The organism is Aphanizomenon flos-aquae FACHB-1287 (assembly GCF_014698755.1).
Taxonomy (GTDB): domain Bacteria; phylum Cyanobacteriota; class Cyanobacteriia; order Cyanobacteriales; family Nostocaceae; genus Dolichospermum; species Dolichospermum flosaquae.
This window is the reverse complement of the sequence record NZ_JACJTO010000017.1, coordinates 1-13,425: the sequence shown is the minus strand read 5'-3', so window position 1 is coordinate 13,425 and position 13,425 is coordinate 1. Positions and strand designations below refer to the sequence as shown.

Genomic DNA, 13,425 nt, shown 5'->3' with positions numbered 1-13,425 from the left:
ATGAGCAAACCAATTGAAGTTCGCAATCCCCGCACGGGTAAATTTGATTATGTTATTGTTCCTCCCCCACCAAAATTACTTTCTCAGCAATGTCACCGTCTGCGGAGGGGGCAAACTATCTGGCAAAAATTAGCTATTGAGGAGAGAATTGCCGCTTTAAAGGCATGGAAACAAGCTATATTATCGGACCGAACCCAATTAACAGAAGCTTTGGTTAGTGATACGGGTAGATTATCAACATCAGTTTTAGAAATAGATTCATTTCTGGCTAATATTGATAAATGGTGTAATATTGTTCCCCACTTATTACAAAATACTGCTAAAAATACATCTATTCCTTTTATTTCTTTACAACAAACTGCTGTTCCTTATGGTCTTGTTGGGATAATTAGTCCTTGGAATTTTCCTCTATCTTTGTCTACAGTTGATACAATTCCTGCTTTATTAGCTGGTTGTGCGGTGATAGTTAAACCCAGTGAAATTACTCCTCGGTTTGTTGCTCCTTTAATGATGACTCTGAATACTATTCCGCAATTACGAGATGTGTTAAATTTTGTGGAAGGAGCAGGACAAACAGGTGCAGCTTTAATTGAAGATGTAGATTTAATTTGTTTTACAGGGAGTCTAGAAACTGGGCGTTTAGTAGCTGAAAATGCGGCAATTAATTTTATTCCCGCTTTTTTAGAATTGGGTGGAAAAGACCCAGCTATTGTTTTGGAATCAGCAGATTTAGATTTAGCAACTTCAGCAATTTTGTATGCCTCTGTAGCTAATACAGGACAGTCATGTTCAGCAATTGAAAGAATTTATGTTGCTGAATCTATTTTTGAAGAGTTTTATCATCAATTGATTACTAAAGCTCATCAATTAAGTCTAGCATACCCAACTATTGAAAGTGGTGAAATTGGTCCGATTATTTCTGAAAAACAAGCTGCTATTATTAATGATCATTTACAAGATGCTATTTCTAAAGGGGCAGTAATTCACTGTGGTGGTAAAGTGGAAGAATTAGGTGGAGGTTGGTGGTGTCGTCCTACGGTTATGACTGAAGTTAACCATTCTATGAAAATCATGTCTGAAGAAACCTTTGGACCAATTATGCCTGTGATGTCTTTTGCTAATATTGAGGAAGCTATCAATTTAGCTAATGATTCTATTTATGGACTTAGTGCGGCTGTATTTGCGGAATCAGAAGAACTAGCTATGGAAGTTGCTAATAAAATAGAGGTTGGTGTGATTAATATTAATGACGCAGGATTAACTTCATTAATTAATGAGGGAGATAGAAATGCTTTTAAATTTTCTGGACTGGGAGGTTCACGTATTGGTACAATAGGTTTAAATCGCTTCTTACGAAAAAAAGCATTTTTGACAAAAACTAACTCTCATAAAGACCCTTGGTGGTTTAGTAATTTAGAATAGTTATTAAAAATTTACTTTATCAGGGATAAAGTTTAACTAAACTTTAATTAAATATACAATTAAAAAAGCGATCGCTTTTTTGTGCAACTCTATGGTATAATTAGGAAAAATGGCTTTCCACATTCCCTATTTCTGATTTCTTCCCTACACCACACGCAAACCTAAAATCATTAAATCCCTTTCCACTCCGTCCAAATCAGCAATTTTTGGTAAGTTTCCCCAAACTTGAAAACCAAACCAAGCAAATAACTTTAAACTAGGTTGATTATGGGCGAAAATGAAACCAACTAACGACTTTAAACCTAAGTTTGGACTTTCCTCAATGGCTTTTTCTAAAAGTTGTTTTCCTAAACCCTGTCCTTGAAATTTTGGGGAAATGTAAATACTGATTTCCGCTGTAGAATAGTAAGCTGGTCTACCATAGAATGATTGAAAACTCAACCATCCAGCAATTACCCTGTCCGTTTCAATTACCCATAGGGGACGTTGGGAGGGGACTCGTCCTTTAAACCAAGCGAGACGACTTTCCACAGATACGGGTTCTAAATCAGCGGTGGCCATACGACTAGGAACAGCAGCATTGTAAATAGCGACAATAGCGGGTAGGTCGCTTTCTGTAGCGTGACGGATAATCATTGCTGATATTGGGTACCAAGTTTTTGATAAAATAATACTTCCAAATAATACAGCTTTAAGAGGTCACTGGCCGATAATTTTTTTAAAACCGGACCCGGTACAATTCAAATAATTCTCCTAATTGCTGTTTAACAATTTTAGCACCTCCAGCTTTAATTATTTTTTCCCATTTTGAAATCGGTTCAAGAAACACCTCCGCACCTAAATAAGTTTCCAGTACAGCCCAATCTTCTGCTAAAGGTTGTTCTGAATTGAGAATATCAAAAACAAAATGTCCTCCTGGTTTTAATACTCGTTTGACTTCTAATAAAACAGCATTCCAATATTCTAGAGGAAAATAGCAACTAAATCCTGTAGCAATTACTAAATCAAATTGATCTTCTGGATATTTTAAATGGTGAGATGGTCCTAATTCTACACCTTTAAACAGTTTGGAATTTAATTGTGAACCACGGGAATTAAGAGTATCTTTAGCTATATTACTAATTTCTTGTCCATAAAAGAATGCTTGCCAATCTCTCCAAGGATAGATTAAAAAGCTAAAACCGCAACCAATATCTAAACAATGTTGATTTTTTTGAGGTTGAGCAATTTCCCAAAATGGTGAAACTATTCTATCATTTAATCTACCATTAATCCATTCCCGAAATATTGGCATTGCTTCTATTTCTTCGGGGACTGAAAATTTTTGATTTTGATATTGGTGGTTAAAACGATATGCTATTTGTGCTATTCTTTCTTGCCATTTATCTGAAGAATAGTTGTTTGTTTGATAAGTATTAACAGGGGAATTTTTAGACATTTATTACTTTGGTAATGGGTAATTGGTGATTGGTAATGGGTGATTGGTAATGGGTAATTAGTAAAAATATCTACCCTGGTATAATTCAGTTAGTGGGTATGAAATGAGATTCATAAGTGTTAGGCTTTTGCTAATAAAGGTGCAGCAGCTAGGAGGGTTTGGGTATAAGGGTGTTGAGGATGGTCAAAAATTTGTTTAGTCTCTCCTATTTCCACTATTTTACCACTATTCATAACCGCAATGCGATCGCATAAAAACCGTGCTAACCATAAATCATGGGTAATAAACAAGTAGGTTAAATCAAATTCTGCTTTTAATTGTAACATCAAATCCAGGACTTGTGTTTGTACACTCGCATCTAACATACTCACCGGTTCATCACATATTATCAGTTTTGGACGAGTTATTAAAGCGCGGGCTATAGCTACCCGTTGTTGTTGTCCTCCAGATAAATCAGCAGGATAACGATGATAATATGATTCTGCTGGAGTTAAACCAACTTTTTCTAACATCCATAAAACCCGTTCTTTGGCTTTTTCAGCATTAGCTAAATTATGAATTAATAAAGGATCTGTGATACTTTGTCCTACGGTCATAGCTGGATTTAAACAAGCATGAGGATCTTGAAATATCATTTGAATTTGTCTGCGCGAAGAACGGATTTCTTGACGGGATAAACTAGTTAATTCCTGTCCTAAAAATTCCACTTTTCCTGATGTGGGACTGATCAATTGTAAGATAGTTCTCGAAAGTGTACTTTTCCCACAACCAGACTCTCCTACTAATCCCAAAATCTCCCCAGAATACAATTCTAAATTAATGTCATCTACGGCTTTAACTATTTGACATTCTTCTTTAAATATTCTTTCAATAAAATTCGGTTCTATAGTATAATACTGTTTGAGTTCTGTAATTTTGAGAATGGGATTTACCTTTTCTATTCTCTGTTCTTCGTTCTCCGTTTCCTCTTGTTGTTGAATATGTAAAGCTGCTTTTAATAACGATTGAGTATATTCATGTTGAGGGTGAGCAAATACAGTTTCCGTTTTCCCCATTTCTACCATTTTACCCTGATACATTACCCCAATGCGATCGCAATATTCCCCCACTAAGGCTAAATCATGGGAAATTAACAATAATCCCATATTTTCTTCCCCACATAATCGGGTTAATTCTTGAAGAATTTGAGCAGAAACAGTTACATCTAAACTAGTTGTTGGTTCGTCCGCAATAATTAATTTAGGACTCAATAACAAAGCTAACGCAATAGCTACCCGTTGACGCATTCCTCCGCTAAATTCGTGGGGATACTGATGCCAACGAGTAGAGGGAATTTTTACCTTGTCTAAAGTTGCTAAAGCTATTTTCTTCGCTTCCTGCTTAGATAACCCTGAAATATGGGCTTGTAAAGTTTCAATACAATGATTGCCAATAGTCATCAATGGGTCAAGGCGCGTCATGGGATCTTGAAAAATCAAAGCTACCTCTTCACCACGAAACTTTTGCATTTGAGATTTTGTGAGATCTAATACAGGTTGTCCCTGAAAATTCACCAATCCTTCAACGCGACTAGAGGTAGGTAATAAACGCATTATCGCCCTACCAATGGTTGATTTACCACAACCAGATTCTCCTACCAATCCCATTCTTTCACCAGACTGGAGAATAAAAGATACATCATCAACAGCCCAGTTTTCTCCTTCCCCACTGCGTTGAGGATAAGCTATACGGAGATTTTCAACGCTAAATAAAGTTTTATTCATAAATAGTTAAATAAGTTATTTTATAAAGTTGCTAATTGTAACATAATTTCTGTGGTGATTTTCAGGTTATACCCAAAATGGTTATAGACTTTTGTAACGTTACGAAAAACCTAGACTTTTAGGGGTTTATTAGCAGTGCTAAACTCTTACCCGCAGAATCAAATAATTAAACCATTCTGAGTATAACACAGATTAAGAATCAGATTCCCGACTTCTCATCGGGGATCTGAAAGACATTAAAAATCAACTCCGCGTTTCAATTCCACACCTTGATTTGCGTAATGTTTATGACAATAAACCTCAGAGTGAATACTAGCTAAATCAAAATAGGCAGGTTGATTTTGACAGCGGCCTGTAATAATAACTTCCGTATCACGAGGTTTGCGTAACAAGGCTTGGACAATGGGATCAACAGGTAACAATTCTAAATCAACCGTAGGATTGAGTTCATCGAGAATAATAGTTTTATACACACCAGAAGCAATGGCAATTTTGGCAATTTCCCAACCTCTTTCCGCTTCTATATAGTCTAGGTCTTGACGAGAATTTCGCCAAACAATAGCATCACGTCCACAACGTTGATGATCTACCACTTCAGGATAAGACTGCTGCAAAGCGGCTATGGCTGCATCTTCAGTATAACCACTGCCACCTTTGAGCCACTGCATAATTAATACACGAGTTGACCCAGGATGATTAATACCTCTACCGATAGCTTGCAAAGCTTTACCCAGAGCGCTAGTAGATTTACCCTTACCAGCACCTGTATAAATTTCAATCCCTTCAATGAACAGTGCTGCGGCCGTGGGGTGGTGGTGGGGCTTCATTTCCGAATGCAAATCCGCAATATCCAATAGTTGTGGCGGTGCGGCGCGTCCAGTCGTGATGATTTCTAATTCTTGAGGTTTAGATTTTAAAGTGTTTATGACTTCATCTACGGATAGCAAACCTAAATCCAAAACCGGGTTAATTTCGTCCAAAACCACTACTGAGTATAACCCGGAAGCGATCGCACCTTTGGCTACATCCCAACCCCTCGCAGCTTCTGTTCTGTCAAAAGGTGTAATTTGATCATGGCCAAAAAATTCGGCTCTCCCGGTGCGAACTTGATCAATTAAATGGGGAAACCCGCGCTGTAAAGCCGTTATTGCTCCATCTTCATCATAATCTCGTTCTGGACCTTTCAAAAACCGCAGTAATAAAACGCGGTTAGAATCACTGGGGGTATTAATTCCCAACCCAATCGAGCGCAAAACCACCCCTAAAGCCGCTTGGGACTTACCTTTCCCAAGACCATCATAGACGTGAATTTGACCCGTAAGCCGCTCAGACCGCACTTGCGCTGTACGAATACCGATACCGTTCCTTGTCATCTTTTGAAAAGCTATAAAGTGGCAATTCCTTATGTTAACTAAAGTAGAGCCTAGTATGTGCGATTTTTGCCTACGTATTTAAGTTTAAAAGATGTATCAATAAAATTAATCTAAATATCCGGTTACACTCAGAGTATAAATGTCAGAAAAATGAGATAATTAGCGATGATCCGTATTCTTTCAGTTATACTTTGTTCAACTGGGTCGAAAAAACTTAATCACAAGAAACCAGTGGTCTAACTTCTAAAATCTTCTTGTTGTCACCATTATGTCTGATGAATTATCACTACCCATAATTTTGCCCGTTGGGGCGATATTTTTTGAGATATTATTCTTACTAGCTGCTATTCCCATAGAAGCTTGTGTGCTAAATAGATGGCTAAAGTTTGATAAAAGAACCAGCATTTTTTATGCTATTAGCTTAAATGTTTTTTCTAGTGTCCTTGGTTGGATTGTATTTTTCACAGTCGAACCAATGTTACCTATGAATATCAAATCCCCATTGATGAACTATGTATTTTTTAATAAACAAGATCCCAGTATTAATACAGTGATAATTTCATTATCATTTGTTATTTTCATGACGGCTTTTTTAGTCAAATTTCTGTTGATGAAAATACTAATCATGTTTATGAATGAGGGAGGAAAAAGACCTGAAACAGAAATAATTTCTTCACAGAAAAGAGCCAGTTATATTAATATGTCTAAGTTGCAAAATACCAATTTAATAGCCGCAACCTTAATTGCCAATTCATTTAGTTACAGTTTCATAACATTCATCATACTAATTCGCAATTGGCGGTAAAATGATCAACATTCATCAGAGGTAATCAAATGGAATTCTTATTTAAAGAAGTATTAGGCATATTTAAATATATTCGAGAGCTATTTGCTGAAGTGCAAAAATTTCTGACACCAGCTAAAGCATTCTCCTGGCAAACATTGATTTACTTGAGTATTTTCTCTTGGGTAACATCATATTTTGCCCTCGGATATATTAAAGATATTATTGCCTTTTGTGGTTGGCTATTTTTGTTAGCAGGAACAGCTTGGTATACTACTGATGATCCTTTAAGAGTTCCAGGAACTTTTATGCCAGTGGGAGCATTAATAACGGGTTTTTTAATTAGCGTCTTTGCTTTTGGATATCAGAAAAGTCTATTAACATCGAAAATGATAGTTATTTGGCCAACAATAGCTGCTGTAGTTACAGCCATACCTAACTTTTTTGAAGGCACAGGTAGAAAATTAGCAAAAGCCAAACTTCCTAAATTGCAAGACCGCCAAAAAGTTATAATTCTGTTAGCTTGGTGTATGTTAATTAGTTGTTGGCTTCAGTTTTACTTTGTCATAGATAAATGGTTAAAGGAATATCCGAGTTTAAGGGCTGATAAATTTGATAAAAGCGCTTTTGTCATTCAAGTAGAACCGCGAAGGAAACAGCCGAAAACTGGTGATTTAATTCTCAAAAAATTGCAACCTTTAGTTAATCAACAAATTGCCAATAAACCTTGGTCAGAAGTAGAAAAATGGTTACTGGAAGCTAATCAGCAACTAGGCAATTTGGGACAGAAAACTATTAATAGTAATTTAGGTAGTTCTTTGGAAAAGCCATTATGGCGAGTTGAGCCCCGTGTAGTTAATATAAAATCTGGATATAGGCTAGATATTTTGACAATTTGGGGCGGACCAAGTGCTAATTCTAAAGGATATTACTGGCAAAAATCTTGTTTGATTGAACCATCTAACTCTGGTAATCAAACAGATAATAAAAACACCGTTGCTCGTATTACTTGTGATCGCACTAGTAAATTTAAAAATGGTTCTCCACCACCACAACAATAAGGAAAGAATTAAACATTATTATGAATGTAATTAGAACCGTTGTCATGTCCAAAAATGTGCTTCAGGAAGTGATCCGCGATCGCATTCTGTACATTATTGGTTTTTATGCAATTATTCTGGCTATTGCCTCCCGTATCATTCCCAAATTTGCCAGCGTTGCCACCGATAAAATATTTTTAGATTTTGGTTTGGCAACCATGAACGTCCTTGGTTTAATTGTGGTTATATTCATCGGTACGGGATTAGTTAATAAAGAAATCGAAAAACGTACCATTTTAGTATTAATCGCTAAACCTATCAGCCGTAGTGAATTTATTGCTAGTAAATATTTAGGATTATCAGCAGTAAGCTTTATCCTCATCACTACAATGACAATCATCTATGTAGGACTTTTGCAAATTGGACAGGCATCTTATCAATTTTCCAGTATTTTTCTAGCGGCCTTATTCATATTTTTTCAATTATGTTTAATGGCTGCCGTAGCTATTACTTTAGGCGTTTTTACTAGTTCCCTCATCGCCACATCCCTAACATTTGCAGTGTATTTAATGGGGAATATTACTCAAGATATAGTGGCATTAGGTAAATTAAGTCATAACCCTGGTATAGAACGCATTACCCAAATTTTATATCTGTTATTGCCAGATTTATCCAGATTAGATCTCAAAAATGATGCCGTTTACGGTTTACAAGCACTACCTGATCCAATCACATTAATTACCAATGCGGGATATGGCTTACTTTACAGTTTTATGTTGTTAGCGATCGCTATTCTAATCTTCTTAAGACGGGAATTTTAAGTAAGGCACTTCCAATTAAAAAAATACAAATTTCTTGTGGTGCGGGACGAAAAGCCCGCTAATCATCAGGGACAAGATGCCCATCCCACAAGAGTTTGATTCAACTTTGTACCTCAAAGGACGGGCAAGATGCCCATCCCACAAAATTGGGTAATTTATTTTTTGGTTTTCCCTAATATCAGAACTATGATTTAACAACAAACCAAGAACAAGATTCTCAACTTATCTAAGAAGTCGGGAATCTGAAATTCTAGACCTTTAAAAATTTTCTTAAAATAAACATTGTTTATGATTGACGATTCCTTAATAAATACTACAGCTAGTCTCATTTCTCCTCAGATTTATCATCAGCAAATTTCAGATGTTCAGCCTTTGAAATTGGGAATTATGGCTTCTGGAAATGGTAGTAATTTTGAAGTGATTGCCCAGGCTATTGCCACAGGTGAAATTAATGCCCAAATTCAAGTTTTAATTTACAATAATCCTGATGCAAAGGCAGCAGTTAGGGCTGAAAAATGGGGCGTAAAGTCTGTATTATTAAATCATCGAGACTATAAAAATCGACAAAAATTTGATCACAAAATTGTCCAAACATTACAGCAGTATGATGTCAAATTCGTAGTTATGGCGGGATGGATGCGATTAGTAACACAAGTTTTAATTGACGCTTTTCCTAATCGCATGATTAATATTCACCCCAGTTTATTACCGAGTTTTAAAGGAGTGCAAGCTGTAGAACAGGCTTTAGTTGCTAAAGTCAAAATTACTGGTTGTACTGTACATCTTGTTTCTTTAGAAGTTGACAGTGGCGAAATTTTAATCCAAGCGGCCGTTCCTGTCCTACCAGATGATACATCAGAAACACTACACGCGAGAATTCAAGTACAAGAACATCGAATTTTACCAATGGCAATTTCTCTCTTGAGTCAAAGGGAATAGACAACCAACAATTGACAATTGACAACTGACAATTGACAACTGACAATTGACCAATCAGTGAGAAATTTAGGATATTTTTATGTCAGTTGTAACTAACCCAATCAAGTTTGGTACAGATGGTTGGAGGGGTGTGATAGGTGAGGAGTTTACCTTTGAACGCCTGTCCTTAGTAGCAACCGTAGCAGCCCAAGTTTTACATAATACTTACTTTTCTGAGGTAGGTAGCCAGACGATTATTGTCGGTTATGACCGCCGATTTATGGCCGAAGAATTTGCCCGTGTGGTGGCTAATGCTGTGACCGCTGTTGGGTTTAATGTTCTATTTAGCGAAACTTTTGCCCCCACTCCAGCTTATAGTTGGGCAGCTAAAGAACTCAAGGCATTAGGGGCATTAGTGGTGACAGCTAGTCATAATCCTGGGACATATTTAGGATTAAAGGTTAAAAGCGCTTTTGGAGGTTCAGTACCACCGGAAGTTACACAAGAAATAGAGGCTTTATTATCAGCAAAAGTTACCCCAGCAGCCATTCCCGGTCAAGAAGAAACCTTTAATCCTTGGCCGAGTTATTGTCAAGCATTGGCGGCTAAAGTTGATATTAACAAAATTAAGGAAGCGATCGCTACTAATAAGTTAACAATATTTGTGGATGTCATGCACGGTGCTGCGGCTGGAGGACTAGCACGATTATTAGGAGAACAAGTTAAGGAAATTAATAGCGAACGTGATCCTTTATTTGAAGGTGGTGCACCTGAACCTTTACCAAAGTATCTTTCCCGGCTATTTACAGTCATGAAAAACCATAGGGAAATTAATAAACCTGGTTTAACTGTGGGTTTAGTATTTGATGGAGATTGCGATCGCATTGCCGCAGTCGATCAAGATGCTAATTTCCTTAGTTCTCAAATCTTAATTCCCATCTTAATTGACCATTTAACCCTACGGCGGAACTTTCAGGGCGAAATCGTCAAAACTGTAAGTGGATCGGACTTAATGCCCCGTGTAGCCGCATTACATAACCTTTCTATTCATGAAACGGCAGTAGGTTATAAATACATTGCTGATCGAATGTTAGCAACTCAGGTATTACTAGGTGGTGAAGAATCCGGGGGGATTGGTTATGGTAGTCATATTCCCGAACGGGATGCTTTATTATCGGCACTTTATGTATTAGAAGCTGTGGTAGAATCTGGTTTGGATTTAGGTGAATATTATCGCTATTTACAACAACAAACTGGTTTTTCCTCTAGCTATGATCGCATTGATTTACCTTTAGCAAATATGCAAGTTAGAGGGCGACTATTAGACCTTTTACAATCCCAACCTTTAACAGAAATTGCGGGTAAAAGTGTAATTAGTTGTCAAACAATTGATGGTTATAAATTTCGTCTGGTTGATCAAAGTTGGTTAATGATTAGATTCAGCGGTACTGAACCAGTTTTACGTCTTTATTGTGAAGCGTCTACACCAGAGGAAGTTCATAAAACTCTAGCTTGGGCGAAAATTTGGGCTGAATCAAATTAATACAGCACATTTAGCTGGAATAATGTACACATTATGCGGGTAATATGCCCGCACTAGGTTAATTATTCAAATTTGGACTTCTTTTTCAATTCTTATGAGAATAGCGGTCACATAAAGCTTGTGCAGAATTACGGTGTTGTTCTACTAATTGAAGCGGAGATAATATCTCTGCTTTATCCATATAACGATTAACCCAGTAACTAAATTCATTTAAAGACCGAGGAGGTAAATCTACAGCATATTCTATACAAGTATATTGCCCATTTTTATCAATAAATCCAGTGGTAATTTTTTGATGAGGATGACGACGTTCTCCTTCTAAAATAAATGCTGATACCGGTGGAAAAAACCGCACTTTAATAGGAATAAATTCCATATTTCCTTCTATTTCTAATTTTTGAGATTCTGGATCTCCTAAATTTAAACCCCAGCCATTTTCGATGAGTTTATATGCTGTAATTAAACTTTCTGTTTGTTTTTCTAAACCCCGTGAAGGCATTTTTAGAAATTTACAATGCTTGTTAAACCGATTTAATCTTCCTATAACAAAATGTCCATTTTCACAACACTCATAGAGTAAATACCAAGCAATATCATGATAAATTAATTGCAGTGGAAAAATTCTAATTAGTCCAATCCGATTAAAGCTATAAAGGTCTTTAGTTCGGTAAATTTCAATAGCTTCTCCCTTACTAATAGCTTTTTCAACTAATGGTAATTCATGAAATAGTGTATCACGATTTTCTCCATGAATTGCCATTTCTTCCGGGTCTGTATGAATAATAGCACGGTTAAGATGTTGACGAATAGGATAAAAAAATTCTCCTTTGAGGGACTTATCTAAACCACGTAATCTTTTACTGAGTTTTTGACAAATACGCCTAGCTTGAGCGTCACCTTGATATTGTGCTTGAGATGCTAGGGCATTAAATGCTACCTTTAATTCTGTAATAGAAAGCGCACCTGTTCCTAAGTAATATCCCCAGCGATACATTTGTCGGTCAAGAATAGCATAACGTCTGAGGGTTTCTAAATCTTTGCGGAGGGTGGGAAGGGCTGGATATTCTGGGGGTAATTCTATATTTAATTCTGCTGCTAACTTTTGCAGATGTTCTTTAACGGAACTAATTGCATCATGATTTTCATTGTTGCTGGAGTCGAGAAAATCAGGACTACCGACACCGGGATATTTTAATAATGTAGCAATTAACAGGAGCAAACGTTCAAAGGCCAAACGTTCTGTATAGGAATGGGTAGCTTTTTTAGACATAGTAAATCACTGGCGGAAATTTATAGTACATTAATCTCAATGCAAAAAGAAAATATTTGAACTATTGGTAAAAATTAGCTGTAACTATTGTCAATATTGCTTTAGGTAAGATGACTATCATAATTTAGTTTATAGTCTTTTTCTGGCTTTTTACTAATTCTCCGGTTATGGTAATCAACAGGATCTTGAAGTTAACCTTTTTACACTATGTATATTTCTCGACGTTCTGCTACTTTCAGAAATGTTTCTATATCTACTGTGAATGGTGGTATTACTTTAATAATTTTGTTAATTGCACCTTTGGGTTTAGCGGCAGTTATTATTAATACTTTATTGGTAGCGGTATCTACTTATATAGTAGCTAGTGCAGCAGATAGGGTAATTTTGTGGTTAGAACCGGAACAAAATGGAGAATTAACCTCTTCTGGAGAGGGTGAATATCGTTCTCGAAAAAAATCTTATTTACAACGTTGGTGGCGTTAATAAAAAATTAAATCATGTCCGCCCAATCACTTACAATATAGTTCATAATTGTATTGCCTTTTTCCAATTACCAATTACCCATTACCAGCCTCAACAAATATGATAAATGTTCAACCGGACATGATATTAAATCATTTTTGATAATTCCATGCAGACTCTTTATGTTTCTGAACAGAATTGCTATGTCTGTTTACAGAAAGAAACTTTGTTAGTTAAACAAGGGGATACTGTTTATATTGAAGTCCAGTTACCTTTGTTAGAACAAATTTTGATTTTTGGTCAATCGCAAATCACAACCCAAGTGATTCGTGCTTGTTTATGGCGAGATATTCCCATTGCTTATTTATCAAGAATGGGTTACTGCTATGGCAGAATTTTACCCATTTCTAGGGGATATCGACAATTATCCCGTTATCAACAACAATTATCCCCCATAGACAGGTTAATTACTGCGAGGGCAGAAATGTTGAATGTCGTTACAAAACTTTACATATTTAAGTATACTAGTATTATCAAGGGTAAAAATGTCAACATTTCATAATATCTTCCATCCAATGAACATAACTGATT

General features: G+C 36.4%; 13 protein-coding genes. 8 read left to right on the top strand and 5 right to left on the bottom strand.

Annotated elements, in window-relative coordinates:
* Nucleotides 1-1,422: an aldehyde dehydrogenase family protein gene (locus tag H6G44_RS09990; protein ID WP_190386511.1), complete on the top strand. Its 1,422-nt coding sequence runs from the start codon at nucleotides 1-3 to the stop codon at nucleotides 1,420-1,422.
* Between the two features lie 144 nt (nucleotides 1,423-1,566).
* Here H6G44_RS09990 and H6G44_RS09985 read toward each other — a convergent pair whose 3' ends face one another.
* From H6G44_RS09985 to H6G44_RS09970, 4 genes are all read right to left on the bottom strand, one after another.
* The gene (locus H6G44_RS09985) at nucleotides 1,567-2,058 is read right to left on the bottom strand and encodes a GNAT family N-acetyltransferase (RefSeq protein WP_190386512.1); all 492 of its coding nucleotides are present in this window, start codon (nucleotides 2,056-2,058) and stop codon (nucleotides 1,567-1,569) included.
* An 82-nt stretch (nucleotides 2,059-2,140) separates the two neighbouring features.
* Nucleotides 2,141-2,860, bottom strand: a complete 720-nt coding sequence (locus H6G44_RS09980; RefSeq protein ID WP_190386513.1) for a class I SAM-dependent methyltransferase — start codon at nucleotides 2,858-2,860, stop codon at nucleotides 2,141-2,143.
* A gap of 119 nt (nucleotides 2,861-2,979) precedes the next feature.
* The gene (locus H6G44_RS09975) at nucleotides 2,980-4,623 is read right to left on the bottom strand and encodes a dipeptide ABC transporter ATP-binding protein (protein WP_190386514.1); all 1,644 of its coding nucleotides are present in this window, start codon (nucleotides 4,621-4,623) and stop codon (nucleotides 2,980-2,982) included.
* A gap of 236 nt (nucleotides 4,624-4,859) precedes the next feature.
* On the bottom strand, nucleotides 4,860-5,996 hold the full coding sequence (locus H6G44_RS09970; RefSeq protein WP_190386515.1) for a cob(I)yrinic acid a,c-diamide adenosyltransferase: 1,137 nt from the start codon (nucleotides 5,994-5,996) through the stop codon (nucleotides 4,860-4,862).
* A gap of 268 nt (nucleotides 5,997-6,264) precedes the next feature.
* Here H6G44_RS09970 and fraC point away from each other — a divergent pair, with 268 nt between their 5' ends.
* The 5 genes from fraC to H6G44_RS09945 all read left to right on the top strand — a co-directional run bounded on the left by fraC (nucleotide 6,265) and on the right by H6G44_RS09945 (nucleotide 11,102).
* A complete protein-coding gene (gene fraC / locus H6G44_RS09965; RefSeq protein ID WP_190386516.1) occupies nucleotides 6,265-6,801 on the top strand; it encodes a filament integrity protein FraC in 537 nt (178 codons plus the stop codon).
* Nucleotides 6,802-6,830: 29 nt separating this feature from the next.
* On the top strand, nucleotides 6,831-7,841 hold the full coding sequence (fraD, locus tag H6G44_RS09960) for a septal junction protein FraD (RefSeq protein WP_190386517.1): 1,011 nt from the start codon (nucleotides 6,831-6,833) through the stop codon (nucleotides 7,839-7,841).
* 20 nt (nucleotides 7,842-7,861) lie between these two features.
* Nucleotides 7,862-8,641 carry an ABC transporter permease gene (locus H6G44_RS09955; protein ID WP_190386518.1) on the top strand — a complete coding sequence of 260 codons (780 nt, stop codon included), beginning with the start codon at nucleotides 7,862-7,864 and terminating at the stop codon, nucleotides 8,639-8,641.
* A 288-nt stretch (nucleotides 8,642-8,929) separates the two neighbouring features.
* Nucleotides 8,930-9,580: a phosphoribosylglycinamide formyltransferase gene (purN, locus tag H6G44_RS09950; RefSeq protein WP_190386519.1), complete on the top strand. Its 651-nt coding sequence runs from the start codon at nucleotides 8,930-8,932 to the stop codon at nucleotides 9,578-9,580.
* 79 nt (nucleotides 9,581-9,659) lie between these two features.
* The gene (locus H6G44_RS09945) at nucleotides 9,660-11,102 is read left to right on the top strand and encodes a phosphoglucomutase/phosphomannomutase family protein (protein ID WP_190386520.1); all 1,443 of its coding nucleotides are present in this window, start codon (nucleotides 9,660-9,662) and stop codon (nucleotides 11,100-11,102) included.
* 85 nt (nucleotides 11,103-11,187) lie between these two features.
* Here the strand turns inward: H6G44_RS09945 and H6G44_RS09940 are convergent, their stop codons facing one another.
* Nucleotides 11,188-12,372: a helix-turn-helix transcriptional regulator gene (locus tag H6G44_RS09940; protein WP_190386521.1), complete on the bottom strand. Its 1,185-nt coding sequence runs from the start codon at nucleotides 12,370-12,372 to the stop codon at nucleotides 11,188-11,190.
* Between the two features lie 207 nt (nucleotides 12,373-12,579).
* Between H6G44_RS09940 and csx18 the strand changes: the two genes are divergently transcribed.
* Entirely contained in the window at nucleotides 12,580-12,855 is a 276-nt protein-coding gene (gene csx18 / locus H6G44_RS09935; protein WP_190386522.1) for a CRISPR-associated protein Csx18, read from the top strand.
* A 148-nt stretch (nucleotides 12,856-13,003) separates the two neighbouring features.
* A complete protein-coding gene (locus H6G44_RS09930; protein WP_242031713.1) occupies nucleotides 13,004-13,396 on the top strand; it encodes a CRISPR-associated endonuclease Cas1 in 393 nt (130 codons plus the stop codon).
* The last annotated feature ends 29 nt before the right edge of the window (nucleotides 13,397-13,425 follow it).

Excerpts from the sequence above, each read along its gene's own strand:
- H6G44_RS09990 (WP_190386511.1), top strand. The coding sequence starts at position 1 with ATGAGCAAACCAATTGAAGTTCGCAATCCCCGCACGGGTAAATTTGAT.
- H6G44_RS09985 (WP_190386512.1), bottom strand. The coding sequence starts at position 2,058 with ATGATTATCCGTCACGCTACAGAAAGCGACCTACCCGCTATTGTCGCT.
- H6G44_RS09980 (WP_190386513.1), bottom strand. The coding sequence starts at position 2,860 with ATGTCTAAAAATTCCCCTGTTAATACTTATCAAACAAACAACTATTCT.
- H6G44_RS09975 (WP_190386514.1), bottom strand. The coding sequence starts at position 4,623 with ATGAATAAAACTTTATTTAGCGTTGAAAATCTCCGTATAGCTTATCCT.
- H6G44_RS09970 (WP_190386515.1), bottom strand. The coding sequence starts at position 5,996 with ATGACAAGGAACGGTATCGGTATTCGTACAGCGCAAGTGCGGTCTGAG.
- fraC (WP_190386516.1), top strand. The coding sequence starts at position 6,265 with ATGTCTGATGAATTATCACTACCCATAATTTTGCCCGTTGGGGCGATA.
- fraD (WP_190386517.1), top strand. The coding sequence starts at position 6,831 with ATGGAATTCTTATTTAAAGAAGTATTAGGCATATTTAAATATATTCGA.
- H6G44_RS09955 (WP_190386518.1), top strand. The coding sequence starts at position 7,862 with ATGAATGTAATTAGAACCGTTGTCATGTCCAAAAATGTGCTTCAGGAA.
- purN (WP_190386519.1), top strand. The coding sequence starts at position 8,930 with ATGATTGACGATTCCTTAATAAATACTACAGCTAGTCTCATTTCTCCT.
- H6G44_RS09945 (WP_190386520.1), top strand. The coding sequence starts at position 9,660 with ATGTCAGTTGTAACTAACCCAATCAAGTTTGGTACAGATGGTTGGAGG.
- H6G44_RS09940 (WP_190386521.1), bottom strand. The coding sequence starts at position 12,372 with ATGTCTAAAAAAGCTACCCATTCCTATACAGAACGTTTGGCCTTTGAA.
- csx18 (WP_190386522.1), top strand. The coding sequence starts at position 12,580 with ATGTATATTTCTCGACGTTCTGCTACTTTCAGAAATGTTTCTATATCT.
- H6G44_RS09930 (WP_242031713.1), top strand. The coding sequence starts at position 13,004 with ATGCAGACTCTTTATGTTTCTGAACAGAATTGCTATGTCTGTTTACAG.